21 protein-coding genes and 1 pseudogene are annotated in these 21,868 nt (G+C 68.1%); 13 read left to right on the top strand and 9 right to left on the bottom strand.

Annotation, left to right across the window (positions count from 1 at the left end; genetic code table 11):
* Positions 1-14: 14 nt before the first annotated feature.
* On the bottom strand, positions 15-1,211 hold the full coding sequence (gene senA, locus U1H99_RS23855) for a selenoneine synthase SenA (protein WP_323144194.1): 1,197 nt from the start codon (positions 1,209-1,211) through the stop codon (positions 15-17).
* 31 nt (positions 1,212-1,242) lie between these two features.
* Between senA and senB the strand changes: the two genes are divergently transcribed.
* Together senB and selD are read left to right on the top strand one after the other, a co-directional pair.
* The gene (gene senB, locus U1H99_RS23850; RefSeq protein WP_323144193.1) at positions 1,243-2,217 is read left to right on the top strand and encodes a selenoneine biosynthesis selenosugar synthase SenB; all 975 of its coding nucleotides are present in this window, start codon (positions 1,243-1,245) and stop codon (positions 2,215-2,217) included.
* Entirely contained in the window at positions 2,214-3,266 is a 1,053-nt protein-coding gene (selD, locus tag U1H99_RS23845; RefSeq protein WP_323144192.1) for a selenide, water dikinase SelD, read from the top strand. Before senB ends, selD begins: the two co-directional genes overlap by 4 nt.
* Before the next feature lie 2 nt (positions 3,267-3,268).
* Here the strand turns inward: selD and U1H99_RS23840 are convergent, their stop codons facing one another.
* Genes U1H99_RS23840 through U1H99_RS23830 form a run of 3 tightly spaced genes read right to left on the bottom strand, consistent with a single transcriptional unit; the run spans position 3,269 to position 4,635 of the window.
* Entirely contained in the window at positions 3,269-3,724 is a 456-nt protein-coding gene (locus tag U1H99_RS23840) for a GNAT family N-acetyltransferase (RefSeq protein ID WP_323144191.1), read from the bottom strand.
* A gap of 43 nt (positions 3,725-3,767) precedes the next feature.
* On the bottom strand, positions 3,768-4,439 hold the full coding sequence (locus tag U1H99_RS23835; protein WP_323144190.1) for a DUF1906 domain-containing protein: 672 nt from the start codon (positions 4,437-4,439) through the stop codon (positions 3,768-3,770).
* Entirely contained in the window at positions 4,432-4,635 is a 204-nt protein-coding gene (locus U1H99_RS23830) for a hypothetical protein (protein ID WP_323144189.1), read from the bottom strand. The genes U1H99_RS23835 and U1H99_RS23830 overlap by 8 nt, the downstream gene beginning before the upstream one ends.
* Positions 4,636-5,177: 542 nt before the next feature.
* Here U1H99_RS23830 and leuA point away from each other — a divergent pair.
* The 3 genes from leuA to U1H99_RS23815 all read left to right on the top strand — a co-directional run bounded on the left by leuA (position 5,178) and on the right by U1H99_RS23815 (position 8,338).
* Positions 5,178-6,872 (top strand): 2-isopropylmalate synthase, encoded by a 1,695-nt coding sequence (leuA, locus tag U1H99_RS23825; protein ID WP_323144188.1) that lies wholly within the window; start codon positions 5,178-5,180, stop codon positions 6,870-6,872.
* A 25-nt stretch (positions 6,873-6,897) separates the two neighbouring features.
* Positions 6,898-7,854: a cupin-like domain-containing protein gene (locus tag U1H99_RS23820; RefSeq protein WP_323144187.1), complete on the top strand. Its 957-nt coding sequence runs from the start codon at positions 6,898-6,900 to the stop codon at positions 7,852-7,854.
* A gap of 94 nt (positions 7,855-7,948) precedes the next feature.
* Positions 7,949-8,338, top strand: coding sequence for a hypothetical protein (locus U1H99_RS23815; protein ID WP_323144186.1), 390 nt, complete (start codon positions 7,949-7,951; stop codon positions 8,336-8,338).
* On the opposite strand, the gene U1H99_RS23810 is transcribed toward U1H99_RS23815, so the two are convergent.
* Genes U1H99_RS23810 through egtD form a run of 3 tightly spaced genes read right to left on the bottom strand, consistent with a single transcriptional unit; the run spans position 8,322 to position 11,525 of the window.
* Positions 8,322-9,251: a YihY/virulence factor BrkB family protein gene (locus U1H99_RS23810; RefSeq protein WP_323144185.1), complete on the bottom strand. Its 930-nt coding sequence runs from the start codon at positions 9,249-9,251 to the stop codon at positions 8,322-8,324. The genes U1H99_RS23815 and U1H99_RS23810 overlap by 17 nt on opposite strands.
* Complete coding sequence (gene egtB, locus U1H99_RS23805; RefSeq protein WP_323144184.1) at positions 9,248-10,519, bottom strand: ergothioneine biosynthesis protein EgtB; 1,272 nt, start codon at positions 10,517-10,519, stop codon at positions 9,248-9,250. The genes U1H99_RS23810 and egtB overlap by 4 nt, the downstream gene beginning before the upstream one ends.
* 10 nt (positions 10,520-10,529) lie before the next feature.
* Positions 10,530-11,525, bottom strand: coding sequence for an L-histidine N(alpha)-methyltransferase (egtD, locus tag U1H99_RS23800; RefSeq protein ID WP_375341642.1), 996 nt, complete (start codon positions 11,523-11,525; stop codon positions 10,530-10,532).
* Between the two features lie 173 nt (positions 11,526-11,698).
* Between egtD and U1H99_RS23795 the strand changes: the two are divergent.
* A pseudogene (locus U1H99_RS23795) lies at positions 11,699-12,202 on the top strand (ABC transporter ATP-binding protein); the annotation flags it as partial.
* A 397-nt stretch (positions 12,203-12,599) separates the two neighbouring features.
* On the top strand, positions 12,600-12,911 hold the full coding sequence (locus tag U1H99_RS23790) for a hypothetical protein (protein ID WP_141828912.1): 312 nt from the start codon (positions 12,600-12,602) through the stop codon (positions 12,909-12,911).
* Positions 12,912-12,958: 47 nt separating this feature from the next.
* Here U1H99_RS23790 and U1H99_RS23785 read toward each other — a convergent pair whose 3' ends face one another.
* A complete protein-coding gene (locus U1H99_RS23785) occupies positions 12,959-13,594 on the bottom strand; it encodes a hypothetical protein (protein WP_323144182.1) in 636 nt (211 codons plus the stop codon).
* A gap of 139 nt (positions 13,595-13,733) precedes the next feature.
* On the opposite strand from U1H99_RS23785, the gene U1H99_RS23780 reads away from it, so the two are divergent.
* The 4 genes from U1H99_RS23780 (at position 13,734) to U1H99_RS23765 (ending at position 16,757) form a co-directional block, all read left to right on the top strand.
* Positions 13,734-14,027 (top strand): PAAR domain-containing protein, encoded by a 294-nt coding sequence (locus U1H99_RS23780; RefSeq protein WP_323144181.1) that lies wholly within the window; start codon positions 13,734-13,736, stop codon positions 14,025-14,027.
* 132 nt (positions 14,028-14,159) lie between these two features.
* Positions 14,160-14,702: a GbsR/MarR family transcriptional regulator gene (locus U1H99_RS23775; RefSeq protein ID WP_323144180.1), complete on the top strand. Its 543-nt coding sequence runs from the start codon at positions 14,160-14,162 to the stop codon at positions 14,700-14,702.
* A gap of 130 nt (positions 14,703-14,832) precedes the next feature.
* On the top strand, positions 14,833-15,303 hold the full coding sequence (locus tag U1H99_RS23770) for a cell division protein (RefSeq protein ID WP_323144179.1): 471 nt from the start codon (positions 14,833-14,835) through the stop codon (positions 15,301-15,303).
* A complete protein-coding gene (locus U1H99_RS23765; protein ID WP_323144178.1) occupies positions 15,300-16,757 on the top strand; it encodes a TIGR01777 family oxidoreductase in 1,458 nt (485 codons plus the stop codon). Before U1H99_RS23770 ends, U1H99_RS23765 begins: the two co-directional genes overlap by 4 nt.
* A gap of 4 nt (positions 16,758-16,761) precedes the next feature.
* Here U1H99_RS23765 and U1H99_RS23760 read toward each other — a convergent pair whose 3' ends face one another.
* On the bottom strand, positions 16,762-17,928 hold the full coding sequence (locus U1H99_RS23760; RefSeq protein ID WP_323144177.1) for a GGDEF domain-containing protein: 1,167 nt from the start codon (positions 17,926-17,928) through the stop codon (positions 16,762-16,764).
* A 118-nt stretch (positions 17,929-18,046) separates the two neighbouring features.
* On the opposite strand from U1H99_RS23760, the gene U1H99_RS23755 reads away from it, so the two are divergent.
* Positions 18,047-18,862 carry a fused MFS/spermidine synthase gene (locus U1H99_RS23755; protein ID WP_323144176.1) on the top strand — a complete coding sequence of 272 codons (816 nt, stop codon included), beginning with the start codon at positions 18,047-18,049 and terminating at the stop codon, positions 18,860-18,862.
* Between the two features lie 134 nt (positions 18,863-18,996).
* Positions 18,997-21,837: a bifunctional diguanylate cyclase/phosphodiesterase gene (locus U1H99_RS23750; RefSeq protein WP_323144175.1), complete on the top strand. Its 2,841-nt coding sequence runs from the start codon at positions 18,997-18,999 to the stop codon at positions 21,835-21,837.
* Positions 21,838-21,868: the final 31 nt, after the last annotated feature.

Genomic DNA, 21,868 nt, shown 5'->3' with positions numbered 1-21,868 from the left:
CCTCCTGCTTGGCACTACAAGGCGCAACTGCGGAACCCGACAAAGATATCGTCGCGCTCCGGCGTGAAGAAATTGCGGAAATGCGCCGACCGCATGCGCGCCGGCGTGGCGAACGATGCCCCGCGGATCGCCTGCCGGCTGCCGAACCACGGCGCCGAGTACTCGCGGTAGCGGTCGGCCTCGAAGCCGGCATACGGCAGGAAAGGCGATGCCGTCCACTCCCACAGCGCGCCCCAGGTAAAACCCGGCTGGCGCGACACGGCCGCATATTCCCACTCCGCCTCGGTCGGCAGGCGCCGCCCGGCCCAGTTGCACCAGGCCTGGGCTTCGTGCAGGCTGACGTGGCGCAGCGGCGCCGCTGGGTCGAGCGCAACGCGGCGCCCGAAGCGCAGCAAATGCCAATCCTCGCCGTCGCGCGTCCAGTAGCGCGGCGCCGAGCGCTCCTGTCCCATCAGCCATGCGCGGCTCGCGTCGCTCCAGTACTGGGCGCGCTGGTAGCCGCCGTCGCGCATGAAGTCGAGCCAGGCGCCGTTCGTCACCAGGCCGGCGTCCAGCGCGAACGGGGCCACGCGCACCGTCGACGCGTCGCGCTCGTTGTCGAACACGAAGCCCTGCCCCTGCGCACCGCCGCGCAGGAAGCTGCCGCCGCTGAATACGATCTCGCCCGGCGCCACCGCGCGCGGCTGTGCCGGCGGCAGCGCCGGCGGCGGTGCCACACCCAGCGTCTGCAGCGTGTACAGCAAGGCTTCGCCATGCATGTCCTCGTGCGCCAGCGCCAGCCGGTAGGGGTACAGGGCGGCGTCGGTGTCCGGTTCGCGCGCGAGGCGGTCGAGGATGCGGTCCAGCACTTCGCGGCAATAGGTTTTCAGGGCGCCCGGCGGCGGCAGGTCGAGGGTCCAGCGCGTGCGATGCGGCACCAGGCTGGAATCGAACCAGTCGTCGCCGCGCGCCAGCAGCGAGTTCCCCTGCGCTTCGCCGGGGCTGCTGCCGGTCGCCTCGCGCAGGATGTACCACTCGGCGAACCAGGCCAGGTGGCCGAGCTCCCACAGCGGCGGATTGACGATGGGCAGGCGCGGCACCCGGGCCGGTTCGCCGAAGCCGGCGGCGTCCAGGGCGTCGTACAGTGCCAGCGTATAATGCCGCGCATCGCGCAGCATGGCCGCCAGTTGGCGCGGGCCGGCTGCGCGGAAGGATGCATGCAGTTCAGTCATCCCTGCATTGTAGACCCAAGCCGAAGAACCCATGCCACAGCCGCAGATTCTGATCGTCAGTCCCGCCTCCGCCCGCGAAAACAACGGCAACTGGCAGACCGCCAGCCGCTGGCAGCGCTTCCTGCGCGCCGGCTACCGGGTGCGCATCGCGACCAGCTGGCAGGACGGCGACGCGGTGCCGGACCTGCTGATCGCCCTGCACGCGCGCCGCTCGGCGCCGGCGCTGGCCGCGTTCCGGGCCGCGCATCCCCACAAGCCCGCGCTGCTGGTGCTGACCGGCACCGACCTGTACCGCGACATCCATGAAGACGACAGCGCCCGGGCCTCGCTCGGCCTGGCCGATGCGCTGGTGGTGCTGCAGCCGGACGGCCTGGCGCAACTGACGGCGCAGCAGCAGGCCAGGGCCCACGTGATCTACCAGTCGGCACCGCGCCTGCGGCCCTACCGCGGACGGCGCGAGCGTGCCGACATCGCCATGATCGGCCACCTGCGGCCGGAAAAGGATCCGCTGACTTTCATGGCGGCGGCGAGGCAGGTCGACGCACCCGCGGTGCGCCTGCTGCACATCGGCGCCGCCCTCGACCCCGGCCTGGCCGATGCCGCGCGCGCCACCGCAGCGGCCACGCCGCATTACCGCTGGCTCGGCGCCCTGCCCCACTTGCCGGCGCGGCGGCGCCTGCGGCGCTGCCATGCGATGGTCATCGCGTCGCGCATGGAAGGCGGCGCCAACGTCATCATCGAAGCCGTGACCAGCGGCGTGCCGGTGCTGGCCTCGCACGTGGGCGGCAACCTCGGCATGCTGGGCGAGGATTACGCCGGCTACTTCCCGGCCGGCGATGCGGGGGCGCTGGCGCGCCTGGTCGAGCGCAGCGTGCTGGATACGCGTTTCCAGGCACGCCTGCGCCGCCAGTGCGCCGCGCGCGCCCACTTGTTCGCCCCGGCGGCCGAGCGAGCGGCCGTCCTCGACTTGGTGGATAATCTCCTTCTTTTTCCGGAACCGACATGAGCGACCTCGACCAACCCATCAAACTGACCTCCTTCTCCCACGGCGGCGGCTGCGGCTGCAAGATCGCGCCCGGCGTGCTGTCCGAGATCCTCAAGAAGTCGAGCGGCTTCCCGGTGCCGAAGGAACTCATGGTCGGCATCGAGACCGCCGACGACGCCGCCGTCTACAAGCTCAACGACGAGCAGGCGCTGATCGCCACCACCGATTTCTTCATGCCGATCGTCGACGACCCCTACGATTTCGGCCGCATCGCCGCCACCAACGCCATCTCCGACGTGTACGCGATGGGCGGCACGCCGATCATGGCGCTCGCCCTGGTCGGCATGCCGATCAACAAGCTGCCGCTGGAGACCATCGGCAAGATCACCGAAGGCGGCGCGGCCGTGTGCCTCGAGGCCGGCATCCCGATCGCCGGTGGCCACACCATCGACTCGGTCGAGCCGATCTACGGGCTGGTGGTGATGGGACTGGTGCATCCGTCGAAGGTCAAGCGCAATGCCGACGCCCGCGCCGGCGACGTCCTGATCCTGGGCAAGCCGCTGGGCGTGGGCGTGCTGTCGGCCGCGCTGAAGAAGGACAAGCTGGATGCCGAGGGCTATGCCGCCATGATCGCCAATACCACCAAGCTCAACAAGCCAGGCAAGGCGCTGGCGCAGCTGGACGGCGTGCATGCACTGACCGACGTCACCGGCTTCGGCCTGCTCGGCCACCTGCTGGAACTGGCGCGCGGCGCCGGCTTGACGGCGGAACTCGAGATGGACCGCATCCCGCTGCTGCCGGGCGTCGAACAGCTGGCGCACGACGGTTACTTCACCGGCGCCTCGGGCCGCAACTGGGATGCCTACGGCCACGACGTCGAACTCGGCGCCGGCGTGGAGGAGACCGGGCGCATCCTCCTGAGCGACCCGCAAACCTCGGGCGGCCTGCTGGTCTCCTGCGATCCGGGCAGCGTCGACGAGGTGCTGGCGCTGTTCAAGCGCGACGGCTTCGAACACGCCGCCGTGATCGGCCGCATGGCCGAGGGTGCCGCGCGCGTGAAGGTCGCCTGAGATCAAGCGGCGGGACGTCCTGGCAGTTCCGCCACCATTTCCCCGCGTTCATCGATGCCGGTTTCCACAAAGCCGAAGCCGGCATAGAACTGCTTTGCCCGCGCATTATGCGGGTGATAGCAGATCGTGACGCGGCGCATGTCCGGTCGGGCGCGCAGTTCGCTCAGTACCAGCGCCATCGCACGGCGGCCGATGCCCTGCCCCTGGCGTGCGTGGTCGACCATGAAGCGGTAGATCGCGTAGTCGCCCGCTACGCCCTCGGCATCGCGGGCGTACAGCAGGAAACCGGCCGGCGCGCCGTCGCTGTAGATGGCGCGCGGGATGTAGTCCGGATAAAAACGCGACTGGGCGATCGAATAGGCATTGCTCGCCAACAGGTCGCGCTGGTGGTCGGGCAACTCCATGTCCATGACATCTTCGAAGTTGTCCTCGGTAATATCCTGCAGGGTGACGTCCAAGCCGGCTCCTCGCGAAAAAAGAGCATCTTAGCTTACACTGCGATCACACCACGAACAGCCCCGGATCGCGGTCCGGGTGGGTGGCGTCGGGATCGATGTCGAGCAGGATGCCGTCCTCGCCCGGAATGCGCATCGGCAGCATCTGGATCATGTCGTAGCGCTTCTGCTCGGCGTACTGGCGCGAGCCGGCAAAAGCGGTGGATTGCGACAGCCAGCTGCAGGCGGCGATGCCGCGCTCCATCAGGGCGCCGCAGCACAGGCCCGAACCGTACACCCCGACCCGGTACGAGGGCCGCCCCTCGTTCGCCACGTACAGCGCCGCGTGCACGCCGGTGAAGTAATTGCTGATCGCGCCATCGATGTCGGCTTGGGTCGGGTCATAGTCGACCGCGAAGTAGATCGCCGAGCCGAACGGCTGGCCGATCGCCTGGGTCGCCATCAGCCAGGCCGCGGCGCCGTCGGCCAGGCCCTGGGCGCGGGTGAAGAAGCCGGCCCGCGTGCCCGCCGTTTCCCACACCACCCCGATGCGCATGCCGGCCTGCGCCAGCGCCCTGGCCTCGCCCAGCGACAGATTCTTGCTTGCGTTGTGGCTGTAGTAGCGCAGCGCGAAATCGTAGCCCTGCCGCTTGAGCGCTTGCGCGTGGCGCGTCAATTCCAGCGTCGTGTCCAGGCCCTTGAGCGCCGCCATCGCTACCCCGCGCAGAAGATCAGCCACGATGCAGGTCGGCGTCGGCGGCGCACCCACCGTCGGCATGGGGGTCGGGCGGGGTGCCGCGCGGCGCCGGCAACCGCACCGGCACCGGCTTGCACAGCTGCGCCACCAGGCGCGCCAGCATCAGGAGCAGGATGACCACAGCGGCGAAGGCCAGGGTCACCGGCAGGGGAAAAACAAGGAACAGGTTATGGCTCATCACATCTCCCGGTCAGGTTTTTCTTGGCTCCGCTTGGCGCGGCGCAAGGGTGACTGTGCCACCGCGTTAATCTCAAGAACTTGATCTTACGCAACGGTAAGTTTCGGTCACCCGCGCCCTGTGATGTCGCGTTAACCAAACAGCAACTCATGAAACGCTTGACACGCCAAACAAAATTCACTTAGAGTGAATAAATGTTCTCTTCACTGCCTCTGTCGACTCTCCTACCGCTCGCTGGCGCGCTATCGCTAGCGGCCCTGCCGCTACGCGCCTAAGCGCAGCGCCGGCACCGCCGGCACCCGCCCGGCCCTGCCGGACACCGCAGCCCCAAGGAAGTTGTACCGATGTCAGCCACCACCGAGTCCACGCCCGAACTTAACGCCGCCGCCGCATCAGGCTGGTTCATCAGCACGCGCGCCGCAGCGCTATATCTAATGATCGGTTGCCGGGCCTAGCGTCGCGTGGCCCGTCCGGCAGCCAGCGCCACACCAGATTTCACACATCGTCGTCGTCCAGTACACACAAAGATCAGGAGCCTTGCCATGTTGACCAATCCCGCCGCCAAGTACCGCGCCTTCCCTGCCGTTCCCCTCGCCGACCGCCAGTGGCCGAGCCGTTCGATCACCCAGCCGCCGGTCTGGATGAGCACCGACCTGCGTGACGGCAACCAGGCACTGATCGAGCCGATGAGCGTGGACAAGAAGCTGCGTTTCTTCCAGAAGCTGGTGCAGATCGGCATCAAGGAAATCGAAGTCGGCTTCCCGTCGGCCTCGCAAACCGACTTCGACTTCGTGCGCATGCTGGTCGAAGACGGCCACATCCCGGACGACGTCACCATCATCGTGCTGACCCAGGCGCGCGATGAGCTGATCCGCCGCACCGTCGACTCCTGCGTCGGCGCCAAGCGCGCCATCGTCCACGTCTACAACTCGGTGGCGCCGGTATTCCGCCGCGTGGTGTTCGGCATGGACCAGGACCAGATCGTGGAGATCGCCGTGAACGGCACCCAACTGATCAAGGAACTGGTGGCCCGGCATCCGGACACCCAATGGGGCCTCGAATATTCGCCGGAATCGTTCTCGACGACCGAGCTGGACTTCTCCAAGCGCATCGTCGACGCCGTCAGCGCCGTATGGCAGCCGACCGCGCAGAACAAGATGATCGTCAACCTGCCCTCGACCGTGGAAGCCGCCACCCCGAACATCTACGCTGACCAGATCGAGTGGATGTGCCGCAACCTGAACAACCGCGACAGCCTGGTGATCAGCGTGCACCCGCACAACGACCGCGGCACCGCCATCGCGGCCGCCGAGCTGGCCGTGATGGCCGGCGCCGACCGCGTCGAGGGCTGCCTGTTCGGTAACGGCGAGCGCACCGGCAACGTCGACCTGGTCACGCTCGCGATGAACCTCTACACCCAGGGCGTGCACCCGGGGCTGGACTTCTCGGACATCGATGCAGTGCGCCAGCTGGTCGAGGAATGCAACCAGATCCCGGTACACCCGCGCCACCCGTACGTGGGCGACCTGGTGTTCACGGCGTTCTCGGGCTCGCACCAGGATGCGATCAAGAAGGGCTTCGCCAAGCAGGACAAGGACGGGATCTGGGAAGTGCCCTACCTGCCGATCGACCCGGCCGACCTCGGCCGCAGCTACGACGCCGTGATCCGCGTCAACAGCCAGTCAGGCAAGGGCGGCATGGCCTACCTGCTCGAGCAGGAATACGGCCTCGAACTGCCGCGCCGCCTGCAGATCGAGTTTTCGCGCGTGGTGCAGCAGCATGCCGATGCCACCGGCCGCGAAGTGGCGGCGTCCGACATCCACACGCTGTTCGCACGCGAGTACTTCGAACAGGAAAACGCGGCCTACCAGTACGCGTCGCACCGCATGACCGAGGACAGCGAAGGCGAAGGCGAACACCGGGTGCAGATGGACGTCACGCTGCAGCACAACCGTGTGACGCAGAACCGCCACGGCACCGGCAACGGCCCGATCGACGCCTTCGTGAATGCCCTCGGCCTCGACGTGCGCCTGATGGACTACCACGAGCACGCGATCGGCTCCGGCGCCGACGCGCGTGCGGCCTGCTACGTCGAACTGCGCCTCGCCAACGGCCCGACCCTGTTCGGCGCGGCGATCGACAACAACATCCTGACCGCCTCGTTCAAGGCCGTGCTGTCGGCGGTGAACCGCCAGCTGGCGCTGAACGCCGAGATGCCGGCGGCGCGGGCGGCGTAAGCCTGTCTGCCGGTAAAATGGCGGGATGACGTCCAACCAGAACCATCCCGCCGCCGCGCTTCCCGATCAAGCCGATCAAGCCGGTCAACCCGATCAACCCGACCAGTCCGCACAGCCGGCCGGCCGCCTGCCGCGGCGCCCGGCCGTGCTGGACGACGAAGCGCGCCAGGCACGCGCACGGCGCGACGCCGCCGTGCGCGGCGTGCCCTCCATGGCCGCCATGCGCGACGCAATCCGGGACGCCGCGCGCACCCTCCCCCTCATCGATACCGTACCGCGCGTCCGCCGCCCGGACGCAGCCGCCTTCCGCGCGCGCGCCGCGCAAGGCCTGCCCTTCCTGATCGAAGGCGTGGTCGGGCGCTGGCCCCTGTGCGCCCTCGACCCGGATGCGCTGCGCGCGCAATTCGGCGAGGTGCCGGTGCGGGCGCGCGTCGGCGACTACATCAACAACGCCTTTGCCCCCGACCGCGCGATGCAGGACATGACCCTGCGCGCCTACCTCGACCTGGTGGCCGCGCCGGCGCCGGGCCTGCCGCCCTACGTCGGCAACCTGGAATTGCGCGCCATGAACCACCTGTGCCACTGGCCCGCCTATTTCGACAGGATGGGACCGCCGCGCTTCTGGCTGGGACCGGCAGGCACGGTGACGCCGCTGCATTGCGACTACGACGACAACATTTTCGCCCAGATCCGCGGCACCAAGCGCATCATGCTGGCGCCGCCGCACCATGACGCATATCTCTACGTACGCGAAGCCAATCCGGTGCTGTTCGGTTCTCCGGTCGATGCCGAGGCGCCCGACTTCGCGCGCCACCCGCTGGCGCGGCAGGCCGCGCTGATCGAGGTGATCGTACAGCCCGGCGACATGCTGTACGTGCCGGCCGGCTGGTACCACCAGGTGCACGCGCTGAGCTTCTCGCTGTCGGCCAACCGCTGGGCACGCGCGCTGCCGCTGGCCCTGCGCGGGGTGACGCCGGGCTGACCCGGCCCTGGCATGCCGCCGGTGTGAAATTTTGTGAGATTTTCACGCTGCCGCTGCAGTATGATGGAAGCCGGATGGTAACCGGAGATCGGTCATGGTCGGTATCGTACGCGGCGTATCCTTGCTGTTCGGGCTCCTGCTCCTGTTGGGCTGCATCCCGTTCGCCATCCTGGCCGCCGGCGCGCCCCAGGGCCAGGCGGCGGTGTCGCCACCGTCGATCATCCTGTCCATGCTGGGCTGCGGCGCGCTGCTGGCGTCGGGCTTCCTGTACACGCCTTTTTTCGAAAGCCGCATGCGCACGTCGCTCGCGCACCGCGCCGTCGCCAGCCTGCTGCTGGCGGTGCCGGTCGGCCTGGGCGCCCTGCTGTTGTTCAGCTCCAGCCATCCGGAATTCCGCACCCCCGCCCTGATCGTGGCCGGCTTGAGCTGCCTGGTGTTCGCCTGCCTGGTGTGGCCCGGGCAGCCGCTCAGGGCGCCGTCCTGAGCGGCGGCGGCTCGCGTCCACCGCCGTGCCGGCCCACCCGTTCGTATTCGGCGATCACCTGCGCGCCGAACAGCAGCAGGGTCGCCGCGATCTCCAGGCTGAACATGACGACAATGGCGGTACTCATCGAGCCATAGACCAGGTTGACCTTCGACAGCGTAGTGAAGTACCACACCAGCACGTGGCGCGCGATTTCCCACAGCAGCGCCGCGGTAATACCCCCTACCAGCGCATGCGACAGCGATAGCCGCCCCACCGGCATCACCATGTAGATCGAGGTCAGCACCAGGATTTCCCCCAGCAGGCCGAGCAGGTAGAGCAGCACGCCCGACACCCCGTGCAGCGACCAGCGCCAGCCGAACAGCTGTATGTATTCGCTACCGATCACCTGCAGCGCGCCGGCGACCAGGGTAACGATCATCACGCCGAAGCCGAGCGCCAGCACGTAGCAGTAAGGCAGCAATGCCGATATCAGGTAATGCCGGCGCCGCACCGCCACCCGGTGCACGAAGATCACGCTCATCGCGTTTTCCAGCACCGTAAAGGCGAGCGAACTGAAAAACACCATGGTGGCCACCAGCACCCAGGTGATCAGGTCGCGCGTGTCGAGGAAGTGCGCGACTTCGGCCACCATCGAGGCCGACTGGCCCGGTACGATCAGTTCCAGGTAGCGCCGCAGCGTCACCAGCAACTCGGCCTGGTCGATGAAGTGCGACAGCACCACCACCACCAGCATCAGGAAGGGCACGATCGAGAGCAGCGCGTAGTAGGCGACGGCGCCGGCCAGCAGCAGGCCCTGGTTGGCGCGAAAGCCCTTCAGCGCGGTGAGCGTGAATTCGAGCGGATGCGCCATGATCCAGGCATTCGCGCGCCGGTTGATCGCGCGCAGGCGCGGGCCGCTCAAGGTTTTCATCTGGCAAGCCTAATGCCGGTAAATTGCCAGCGTGCGCCTGCCGGGAAAAAGTTGCGGTAGCTGGCGCGCGCGTGGCCGTGCGGCGTCGCGCAGGACGAGCCGCGCAGCACGTACTGGTTGATCATGAACTTGCCGTTGTACTCGCCGAGCGCGCCGGCGGCCGGGGCGAAGCCCGGATAGGGCGCGTAGCTGCTGCTGGTCCACTGCCAGCATTCGCCGAACATCTGCGCCAGGCCGGCGCTGCCGGCGGCGCGCGGCTCAGGGTGCCAATTCTGATCACCGCAGGCGATCGCCACGTCGCGCGCGGCGAATTCCCATTCGGCCTCGGTCGGCAGGCGGGCGCCGCGCCAGCGCGCATAGGCATCGGCTTCGTACAGCGACACATGAGTGACCGGGCGCGCCGGGTCGAGCGCCTGCAGGCCGTGCAGCGTGAATTCCTGCCAGGCGCCGCGCCCGCCGGCCGTCTCGTCGGGCCGAACCCAGTACAGCGGATGACTGATCTCGCCACGCGCTACCTTGTCCCAGCCTTCGGCCAGCCACAGCGACGGATCGCGGTAGCCGCCGGCTTCGACGAATTCCAGGTAGTCGCCGTTGCTCACGAGGCGCGAGGCCAGCGCGAATGGCGCCACGTACTGGCGGTGACGCGGCAATTCGTTGTCGAAGGCAAAGCCGGCGCCACGGTGGCCGATCTCGGCCAAGCCGCCGTCGAAGTCGACCCAGGCCGGCGCCGCCACCGGGGCGGATGCCGCCAGCGGCGCATCGAGGTAGGCGGGGAACAGCGGGCTCTGCGCCAGCAGGTGCTTGACGTCGGTGAGGATCAGCTCCTGGTGCTGCTGCTCATGCTGCAGGCCGAGTTCCACCAGCGCCGCCAGCGCGGGGTCGGCCGGATGCTGCGCCAGCAGGCGCGCCATGCGGCGGTCGACGTCGGCGCGGTAGGCCAGCACGTCGGCCAGCGCGGGGCGCGTCAGCAGGCCGCGCTGCGGACGCGGATGCTTGTCGCCGACACCGTTGTAGTAGGAGTTGAACAGCACCCGGAAAGCCCGGTGGAAAGGCCGGAAATCGGCCTCGCGCGGCTCCAGGATGAAGGTTTCGAAAAACCAGGTGGTGTGCGCCAGGTGCCACTTGACCGGGCTGGCGTCCGGCATCGACTGGGCACAACAGTCCTCGGGCGACAACGGCTCGGCCAGGTGCACCGAACGCTGGCGCACCTGCCCGAACTCGGCAGCGCATTCGGCGCCGGCAGCGGCGCGTTCGAACGGGGTTCCCATGACGGACTCCTCAGTGTGCCGGCCGCGCGCGCGCGTGGATCACGGCGAACCAGCCCTGCGGGTCGGTCCAGACGGCGCCCGTGGCGAAGCCCGCTTCCTCAAGGAGGCGGATGGCGTCGCCGCGGCGGTATTTATAACTGTTTTCGGTGTGGATCCACTCGCCCGCTTCGAAGCGGCGGCTGCCGCCGCGCCAGCTGACCTGCTGCGTGCGCGTCGCTTCCAGGTGCATCTCGACCCGGCCCGCGGCTTCGTTGTAGAAGCCGCGGTGGCGCCAGGCGCGGATGTCGAAATCGGCATCCAGCAGGCGATTCACGTGGCGCAGCACGTTCAAGTTGAAGGCGGCGGTGACGCCGAGTGCATCGTCGTAGGCCGGATCCAGCACCGCGGCTGGCTTGGCCAGGTCGATGCCGATCAGGATGCCGCCATCCTCGCCGCACTGGGCGTGCACGCGGCGCAGGAAGGCGCGCGCCTCGCCCGGGGCAAAATTGCCGATCGACGAGCCGGGATAGAAGAACAGGCGGCGGCCGCTGCGCACGAACTCGGGCAGCTGCCAGTTACTGGTGGAAAAATCCATGCCGACCGCGTTCATCTCGATGTGGCCGAAGCGCAGGCGCAGGCGTGCCACCGCGTCCTGCAGGAAGTCAGCCGAGATGTCGACCGGCACGTACTGGGCCGGCCGCAGCAGCGGAAACAGGCTGGCCGCCTTGGCGCAGTTGCCCGCGCCCAGGTCGATCAGGGTGGCGCCGGTGCCGATGGTCGATGCGATCTCGGCGCCGTGGCGGGCGAAGATCGCGGCCTCGGTACGTGTCGGGTAATACTCGGGCAGCTCGCAGATCGCTTCGAACAGGCGCGAGCCGAGCGGGTCATACAGGAACTTGGGCGAAATGCAGGCATGGCATGCGCGCAGGCCGGCATCGAGCTCGGCATGCTCTTGCGCGGCGGCACCGGCAAGGTGCGCATCCGGCGACAGGTAATCCAAAGGTGATTCCAAATTCGGGCTCGGCATCGAGGCTCCCCAGGTGGACCTGCCGCACCATGCGGCAAGGATTGAAGTGTTGTTCTTTGATCTATAATACGCGATTTGTGCCGGACGGCTCGCGCGCCGGCCCAACCGTGCTCACCCCGGGCCGCATGGCGCCGCCGTGCTAGAGTAGCGTCTGCCTTTTCAATCCGTCATCCATGCTCGAACTCGTCGACCTCGGCAAATCCTACGGCGGCCGCACCGTGCTGGCCCGGCTCTCGCACCGCTTCCAGGCCGGCGAATTCGTCGCCATCATGGGCGAATCCGGGGTCGGCAAATCCACCCTGCTGAACCTGATCGCCGGCCTGGACATGCCGGACAGCGGCCAGGTCCTGGTCGACGGCATGCCGATGTCGGCGCTCGACGACGATGCCGCCACCCGGATGCGGCGTACCCGCATGGGCTTCATCTTCCAGGCCTTTCACGTACTGCCCCACCTGAGCCTGGCGCAGAACGTGGCCCTGCCGCTGCTCTTGAACGGCGCGCCGGACCCAGCGCGCGCGGCGCGCATGCTGGATGCGGTCGGCCTGGAGGGACGAGGCGCCGATTTCCCGCGCCAGCTGTCCGGCGGCGAGCTGCAGCGCGTGGCGATCGCGCGCGCCCTGGTGCACCGCCCCGCCTTGCTGCTGGCCGACGAACCGACCGGCAACCTCGACCCCGATACCGCCGCCGGCATCCTGCACCTGCTGCGTGCCGAGATCAAGGACAGTGGCGCCGGCGCCATCATGGTGACCCACTCGCATGCGGCGGCGGCCATGGCCGACCGGATACTGGTGCTGACACGCGCCGGTTTAATTCCTGGCTGAAATAGATAAGCGAATTTGCCGGGAATTCCTAGCAGAAAGAGCGACGTTCTGGCGTGTTTTTCATGAACAGTGCGTCAATCTTGTCAAAGTCGTAGTAGCATTCCAACAAAACCCACCCCGCATTGCACGGGCTCAACGTCATCCTGCTGGACGCAGGCGACGCGGGGCTAGCACAAGGCGCCAACAAAATCCGGTCGGGCACTTCTCCAAAACAGTCGATCAGTCTTGAATGTCATCCACTACGGAGGAATTCATGAGCGTACGGCAGAAAAAACAGGAGTTGCTCGAGGCAATGCACCGAGCACGCGCGATGGAGCCATCGAGCTTCATGCCCAACAAGTTGCTCGACACTTTGATCGAGCGCATGCAGTTGAAGAACGATGCCGAGCTATGCCGCGTTCTTGAAGTGCAGCCCCCGATCATCAGCAAGATCCGCCACCGCAAGCTGAACGTGGGGGCGACCATCCTGCTGCGGATGCACGAAAAGTCGAACATCTCGATCCGGGAGCTGAAGGAATTGACGGCCGAGTCACGCACGACGCCCGAAGGGCGCGTGCATCATTAACGACGCGACGTCAGTCACGCCGGCGCTGGATTGGCTTCGGCTTCGGCTTATTCCGCGGCCGGTCGTCCGGTCTTGATCTGAGGCAGGCCGGCCAGCACGGCGCGCAGCGCGGCCGTATCCAACTGGCCCAGCAGGGCCACGCCGATGCGCAGCAGCTCGCTTTTCTTGACTTCGAAGCCAGCCTTCAGGCAAGCCTGCTTGACGCTGTTGATGACCGCGTATTCCTGCTCGGGCATGGTGAAGCTGTCGCGCACCAGCTGCTGGCGCACGGCTTCGGCGCGGGTCTCGGGTGCCGGCGCGGCCGGCGCGCGGCTGCTGCGGGTCCTGGGCGGCGGCGCCAGCTTGCGCGCGGCTTCCTTGACCGCCTGCGCCGGGCTGGCGGCAGCCGTCCTGCCACGTGCGGCCGGCTTTGCCGCAGGCTTTACGGAGGCCTTGGCGGCCGGCTGCGGTGCCGCCTTGGCGACAGATTTGGCCGACGCCCTGGCGGCAGGCTTTGCCGCGGGTTTGGCTGCGGCCCCGGCGCCGGTCCTGGCAGCCGCCCTGGGCGCAGGCTTGGCCTCGGCCTTGGCCGCTGCGCCGGCTTTCGCGGTCCTGGCAGGCTTTACCGCCGCCGCTGCCTTGCCCGCTTTTTCTTCCTTCGCCGCACGCCCTGCCTTGCCTGCCGCCGCTGTCGTTTTTGCCATACCGATGTTCTCCTGAAAACAAGCCAAACAGTATAGACGATTTAACAGTTCTTCGTAAAAAGCGACACGTTTGTGCGCGCGCAAATACACGCCCTGCTGCGCCACTAGAGTGAAAATTTTTGACGGGACGGGAACAACGATGCGCAAGCGCTGCTACATCACCCTGGGTGCCGCCACCGACGCCGGCGGCAAAGTCGTGACGGCCAGTTCCAGCGTGTCGCTGGACGGCGTCCGGCGCGCCCTCGAAGGCGACCTGGTCGATTGCCCGAATTGCGGCAGCAAAGGCGAGATCGCCTGCGACGGCAGGCGCCTGGCCTGCAGCGAAGACGGCCGCCGTCCCGCCCTCGAAGACGACCTGTGCCTGTGCAAATGCACGCCCACGCCACGCCTGCTGGCCAGCCAGCAGCGCTACCACCAATGGCTGGCCGACTAGCCGGCTTGTAGCCACGCCGGCGCCATTCACAACATCGAGTCCGGCAGGGACGTCGACGAATCACGTTGACATTTCGTTCTGATTGTTCTTTAATTTCCTTATATTCTGTATCCACAGAAATTAAGGAAATTTATGAAAATGAGTCCGACCACCCAGAAATTCGTCCTGCACTGGGGCGAAATGGGAACCCGCTGGGGTGTCAACCGCACCGTCGCCCAGATCCATGCCCTGCTGTACCTGGCCGAACGGCCGCTGGCCGCCGACGACATCGTCGACACGCTGGGCGTGGCGCGCTCGAATGTCAGCAACAGCCTGAAAGAGCTGCAGAGCTGGAAGCTGGTGCGCATCACCCATGTGCTGGGCGACCGGCGCGACCATTTCGTGGCCTTGCAGGATGTATGGGAAATCTTCCGTGTCATCGTCGAGGAGCGTAAGCGGCGCGAGATCGATCCCACGCTCACCCTGCTGCGCGAATGCGCGATCGAGGGCTCGCAAGACCAGGAACTCGACGCCGCCGTGCTGGCGCGCATGCAGACGGTGCTCGACTTCCTGGAGATGCTCAGCGCCACCTACCAGGACTGGCAGCACCTGTCGCCCCAGACCCTGCAGCGCCTGCTCAAGATGGGCGGCAAGGCGGCCAGCCTGCTGGGGTCGGACAGGAAAGGGAAAGCATGATGCCCGCCCCCGCCCTTACCCTTTACTACGACGGGCGCTGCCCGCTCCGCGTCGTTTCCATGGCGCGCCTGCGCAGCTGGAACGGGGCGGCAGAGGCGGCCGGGCCATTCATCATATAACAGGAGCGAACATGGACGCGACAACGACACGTACCTGGATGATCCGCTGGCTGCTCGCGCTGTGCGCGCTGCACGTGGCGGCTGGCGTGCTGCTGCCCTGGCTGGGCGGCGCCGCGCTGCTGGACGGCTACCACCGCGGCATCGAAGCCGCGTTCTGGCCGGCCGGCGCGCCCGCGCAGGCTCGCGCACTGGACGGCTGGTGGCTGGCCCTGTTCGGTCCGACCGTGCAGGCGATGGCCTTGTGGATGGCCGCGCTGGTCTGGCTCGGTGGCCGCCTGCGCGATGCGCGCATCTGGCTGTGGCTGATGGCCGGCCTGCTGGTATGGGCACCGCAGGACATGCTGGTCTCGCTGCGCGCGGCCTACTGGCCGCACGTGTGGATCGACCTCGCCGCGCTGGCCGCCATGCTGCCGCCACTGTGCTGGCTGTGGCGCCGGGACCGGGCCGCGCCCGCCCTCCGGATGCGGGAGGCGCGCGCATGAACACCCACACGCTGGCCCTGCAACTGATGGCTGTCCAGGGCTGCCTGGGCGCTTTCGACACGCTGTATCACCACGAACTGACCGAGGCGCTGCCGCGCCGGCCGGGCGCCCGGCGCGAGCTGGCGATCCATGCCGTGCGCGCGCTGCTGTATGCGCTTCTGTTCATCGGCCTGGCCGGCTGGGCCTGGCACGGCGCGTGGGCACCCGTCCTGTTTGCCGTGTTCGCGCTCGAGATCGGGCTGACGCTGTGGGACTTCGTGGTCGAGGACCGCAGCCGGCTGCTGCCGGCGACCGAACGGGTCACCCACACCATCCTGGCCATCAATGGCGGCGCCTTGATCGCGCTGCTGGCGCTGCAGTTTCCGGACTGGCTGGCCCGGCCGACACGGCTGGAACCCGCCGCCCAGGGCTGGCTGAGCGTGTTCCTGGCACTGTGCGGCGCCGGCGTCGGCTTGTCCGGCGTGCGCGATGGGCTGGCCGCGCTGCGCCTGGGCGGCACCAACGATGCCGACGATGGCGCGCTCGCGTTCGACGACACGCGCAGGACGGTGCTGATCACCGGCGCCACCGGTTTCATTGGCCGCAGGCTGGTGCACGCCCTGCTGCGCGACGGCCACGACGTGATCGCCTTGACCCGCCAGCCCAGGCAGGCTGCCTGGAGCTTCGATGGCCAGGTGCGTTGCATCGAATCGATGCGCGCGCTGGCGCCGGACACCCGGGTCGACGTGGTCGTCAACCTGGCCGGCGCGCGCATCCTCGGGCCGCGCTGGAGCGAAGCGCGCAAGGCGGCGCTGCGCCGCAGCCGCGTCGGGCTGACCCGGGACGTCGTCGAATGGATCGGGCGCGCCACGCACAAACCCTTCCTGTTGCTGTCCGGGTCGGCGATCGGCTATTACGGCACCCAGGCCACCGGCGACCCGGCGGCACTGGACGAAAGCGCACCGCCGCAGCCGGTGTTCATGTCCGACCTGTGCCGCGAATGGGAACAAGCGGCGCTGGCGGCTGCGCGTTATGGGGTGCAGGTGGAATGCATGCGCTTCGGCCTGGTGCTGGGCCGCCCGGGCGCGCTGCCGATGATGCTGTTGCCGATCCTGCTCGGCCTGGGCGGCCGGCTGGGCAGCGGGCAGCAGGCGCTGTCGTGGATCCACGTCGACGACGTTTTGGGGGCGATTGCCCATCGCTGGCGCCTCGCACTCGACACGCATGCGGGCGGCGCCACCAATTTCACCGCGCCCGAATGTGTGACGCAGGCGACGTTCAGCCACACCGCGGCGCGCATCTGGCATCGCCCGAGCGTGGTGCCGACGCCGGGCTGGCCGCTGCGGCTGGCGCTGGGCGAGCAGGCCGACCTGCTGCTCGAAGGCCAGAGGGTCGTGCCGGCGCGCCTGCAGCGGGAAGGCTACGTGTTCCGCTACCCCGGCCTGGCGCCGGCCCTGCGGAGTCTTAAATCGTGAGTCATCAATCCTCGGCCAGCACCGGCGGCGCCGCCAGCTCGACCCGGTTGCGCCCGGCCGCCTTGGCCGCGCGCAGCGCTTCGTCGGCGCGCGCCAGCAGCGTCACGTTGCTGTCGTCGGGGCGGATCGTGGTCACGCCGAAGCTGGCGGTCAGCGAGATCAGCGCGCGTTCGGTCTTCACGCGCTGGGCCTCGATCGCGGCGCGCATGCGCTCGGCCACCATCAGCGCATCCTGCTCGCCGGTGCGCGGCAACAGGATCGCGAATTCGACGCCGACCAGGCGTCCCAGCACGTCGCTGTCGCGCAGCTGGCGCTTGCAGGCCGCGGCCAGCGTGGCTAGCACCACGTCGCCGGCCGGGTGGCCGTAGCCGTCGTTGATGCGTTTGAACTGGTCGAGGTCGAACAGGACCAGCGCGGTCGGCTGGCCCGGGCGGCGTGCCAGCGCCATCCACGGCGCCAGTGTCTGGAAGAAGCCGCGCCGGTTGGGCACGTCGGTCAGGGGGTCCACGATTTCCATGCGGGTCAGCTCGCCCTGCAGGCGCTCGCGCCCCAGCAGCAGCCAGCCGAAGGCGCCCAGTACGGCCAGCAGGTAGAGCGCGCCGGTGTGCAGCTGGCGCAGCAGGTCGTTGCTCATCCAGCCCCAGCCGGCAGGCGCGGCGAGCACCAGGGCGCCGCGCGCGCCCACCACCAGCGCCAGTATGCCGGTTGCCAGCGCCAGGAAGCGGCGCAGCATCGACGCCTCGGTCCAGCCGATCGCCAGCGCCACGGCGGCACCCAGGTAGAAGGCCCCCAGCACCAGCGAAGCGGCAATGGCGCGCAGGCCGAAGGGATCGATCAGGTTGCAGACGACGAAGGCGGCGACGGCCAGTCCCAGCAGCGGCGCCACCACGCGCCGCCAGCGCAGGCGGCCCGCGCGTTCCCACTGCGCGCCGCACTCCCAGGCGACGCCGGCGAACACCAGCGCATACGACACCGGGAAGGCCAGCCCCTCGGGCATCACGCCGGCCGCGCCGATCGCCAGCAGCAGCCAGCCGGCGGCCTGGTATTGACGGCCCCAGCCCCAGGCCGACAGGGCGGCCGGACGGCCATCGACGTGCTCGAAGAAAAACAGGGCCGCGCACAGGGCCAGGTTGCCCAGTGCGAGTGCCAATACCATCGTGGTCGAGTCCATGCGCCCCTCAGATTGCGTGCAACGGGCAGCTTATCAGAAACCCATCCGCGCCAACAAGTTACACTTGCCCTAGGGCTATACGACCTGGCGCCCGCCTGGGCTGTCGTATACTTGTCGCATGTCCCGCCTTCCGAATTTCGTCACCTGCGCCGACCCCGCCGCCACCGCCCCGCCGCTGGTACGCACCCACAAGGGCCGCCGCACGCTGGCTTTCGAGTCCGGCGACGTCCAGAGCGAAATGCTGCTCGCCCGCCCCTACGCGCTGACGCTGCAATACACACGGGCGATGATGTGCTTTGCGCTGTTCGTGCCGCGCCCGCGCCATATCCTGATGGTCGGGCTGGGCGGCGGGTCGCTTGCCAAGTTCTGCCACCGCCACTTCCCGGATTGCCGCATCACCGTGGTCGAGCTGCGCGCCGACGTGATCGCCCTGCGCGAACAGTTCCTGGTCCCGCCCGACGACGCGCGCCTGCGCGTGGTCCATGCCGACGCGGTCGAGTACGTCAAGGCGCAGGCCGCACAGGGCGCCCGCCCGTTCGACGTGATCCTGGTCGACGGCTTCGGCGCCGAGGGCCTGCCGCCGGCGCTCGGCAACGCCGCCTTCTACCGCGACTGCCGCGCCGTGCTGGGCGACGGCGGCGTGCTGGTGGCCAACGTCTTCACCTACGATCCGCGCTACCCGGTGGTGCTGGACGCGCTCGACACCGTGTTTACACGGCGCACCTGCTGGTTCGACAAGGTCGCCGGCAACAACCGTATCGTGTTCGCCATGCACGCCGCCGCCGGCGCCGCAGGCGACGCCCTGCCGGGGGTGCGCCGGCTGCATGGCCTGGCGCGCAGGCACGGTCTCGGCCTGGGCTTGTTGAACCGGCTATGGGTGCGCCTGCTGGTTATGCAGCTGGCATGGCGATCTGTTCTGGCCCCGCCACACTAGGACACGCTTTGCCGGAGAATGTGGCGAATAGTTTGCGGTGACGACGCCTTTTGTGACAAACTGGCCCCGCTTGATACCTACGGGCAATCATATTTGTCCAAGCCATCGTTTTGTCCAATCACGGGAAGTCCTGGATGCCGCATCGCCGTTTGTCGCGCTCGCTCACGCTTGCCGCCGCCCTGACGCTGGGCGGGGGGCTGGCCGCCACCCTGGCGCTGACGATCGCGGTCGCACGCCTCGAATATGATAACCAGGCGCTGGCCTTCGGACGTGACGTCGGCATCCGCGTGGCCGCGCTGCGCCAGGGCATGGACCATGCGGTCGAAGTGGTGAACGTGACCAACCAGCTGTTCGCCACCGTGCCGCTGGTCACCCGCGAACAATTTCACGATTTCACCACGCCGCTGCTGGAGCGCAACCCCTTCATCGTCGCCCTCGGCTTCCACCGCGTCGTACGGGACGGCGAACGCGCCGCCTTCGAAGCGGGGCTGCAAGGCGTGCGTCCAGGCACGGTGTTGACCGAGCTGCGCGTCGACGGCACATCGCGTGCCCTGGTGCCGGCGCCTCGGCGTCCGGTCTACAACGTGGTCGACTACCTGGAACCGATGCGCGGCAACGAAGCGGCCTTCGGCCTGAATGTCGGCGTCAACCATGAGGTGGCGGGTGCCATCGAACGCGCGCAGCGCAACGGCCATGCCACGGCCACCGGCCTGCTTCACCTGGCGCAGGACCCGAGCAGCAAACCCAGCTTCCAGGTCGTGATGCCGGTCTACGACGGCGCGCGCCGCCTGGTCGGCGATACCACCGTCGTGGTCCGCGTCCAAAGCCTGGTCGACACGGCGCTGGCACGCACCGGGCTGCTGGACGAGCGCAGCATCCTGCTGCACGTGTATGCCGGCGCCCGCGCCCTGCCCGCCAGCCTGGTCTACACCAATCACGATGCGCAGCATGCAACCGAAAAGCCGCCGCAGCCGGCGCCGTTGCCCTGGCTGGCGCGCGGCTACAGCGGCCGCGTGCTGCATGGCTTCACGATCGGCGACCAGCCGTGGACCGTGGAAGCGATCGCGGCGCCGCGGCCGTGGCTGGCCAATCACCCGGGCTCGACCCTGCTGCTGAGCGGCGGCCTGTTCGCCACCCTGCTGCTGGCGGCGCTGGTGCAGGCCGCCGGCCAGCGTTCGCGCAAGGTGCACGAACTGGTGCGCGAGCGCACCGCCGACCTCAAGCTGAGCAACCAGCGCCTGATCGACGACGTGCTGGCGCGCAAGCGCACCGAACAGGCGTTGCAGGAAAGCGAGCAGCGCTTTCGCCGGCTGGCAGCACTGTCGTCGGACTGGTACTGGGAGCAGGACGACCAGTTCCGTTTCGTGGCGGTTACCGGCGGCTTTACCGAAAAATCGGGCATGTCCGTCGAGCGCCTGCTCGGCAAGACACGCTGGGAGTTGTTGCCGCAACTGGCCGACAGTGCCTTCGTCCGCGAGCACATGGCGGCGCTGCAGGCGTACGAATCCTTCAAGAACTTCGAATACAGCATCATCGACGACCGCGGCGGCGAGCGCTGGTATTGCATCAGCGGCGAACCGATTTACGACGCCGACGGCCGCTTCAGCGGCTACCGCGGCACCGGCAGCGATATCACCGCCCGCAAGCTGACCGAGCAGCGTGTCCACCACGTGGCCCAGCACGACGTGCTGACCGGGCTGCCCAACCGTTCGCTGCTGCAGGACCGGCTCGGCCAGGCGGTGGCCTGGTCCAGCCGCAACGGCCGCCCGGTGTGGGTGATGCTGCTCGACCTCGACCGCTTCAAGTACGTCAACGACAGCATGGGCCACAAGGCCGGCGACGTGCTCTTGATGACGGTGGCGGCGCGCCTGCGCGCGGCGCTGCGCGACACCGACACCGTGGCGCGCCTGTCGGGCGACGAGTTCGTGGCGATCCTGGCCGAAGACAACGAAGCGCTGACCCCGGCCATCGTGCAGCGCGTGATGGATGCGGTGGCGCGGCCGATCCTGCTCGGCAGCCGCGAATTCCTGGTCACCTGCAGCGTCGGCGTGGCCATCTTCCCGAGCGACGGCACCCCGGCCGACAGCCTGATCGAGCACGCCGACATCGCCATGTACCGTGCCAAGAAACTGGGCCGCAACAACTTCCAGTTCTACACCCCGGCCATGAACGAGGAATCGCTCGAGCGTGTGCGCATCGAAAGCGGGCTGCGCTGCGCGCTGGAGCGCAACGAATTCGTGCTGCACTACCAGCCGCAGGTCGACCTCGAAAGCGGCCGCATCGTCGGTATGGAAGCGCTGATCCGCTGGCAGCATCCGGAACTGGGCATGGTGCCGCCGTCGCGCTTCGTGTGCGTGGCCGAGGACACCGGTCTGATCGTCCCGATCGGTGCCTGGGTGATGCGCACCGCCTGCGCCCAGAACAAGGCCTGGCAGGATGCCGGCCTGGGCAGGATGCGCGTGGCCGTGAACCTGTCGGCGCGCCAGTTCGGCGCCGCCGACCTGCTGCCGGGCATCGAGGCGGCGCTGCGCGACAGCGGCCTGGACGCCGGCTGCCTGGAACTGGAACTGACCGAAAGCCTGTTCATGGGCGACGTCACGCCGGCGGTGGAACTGCTGCACCGCATGAAGGCGCTCGGGGTGAAGCTGTCGATCGACGATTTCGGCACCGGCTACTCGAGTTTTTCCTACCTGTCGCGCTTCCCGATCGACGTGCTGAAGATCGACCGCTCGTTCGTGGCCGACATCACCCACGACGCCAACGACGCCGCCATCGTCGATTCGATCATCGCGCTGGCCCACAACCTGCGCCTGTCGGTGATCGCCGAAGGCGTCGAGACCGCCGAGCAGCTCGACTACCTGCGGCGCCAGGGCTGCGACGAGATGCAGGGCTACTATTTCTCGCGTCCGCTGCCGGCGGACGCCTTCGAACAGCTGCTGCGCAAGCATGTTGCGGGCGAAGCCGTCTACCCCTGAAAATGAACAAGGACATCATTTAGTAGTGGCC

Source organism: Massilia phyllosphaerae, from assembly GCF_034659755.1.
Classification (GTDB): domain Bacteria; phylum Pseudomonadota; class Gammaproteobacteria; order Burkholderiales; family Burkholderiaceae_D; genus Telluria; species Telluria phyllosphaerae.
Note: the sequence above shows the minus strand (reverse complement) of the source record. Positions and strands in the feature narration are given on the sequence as shown.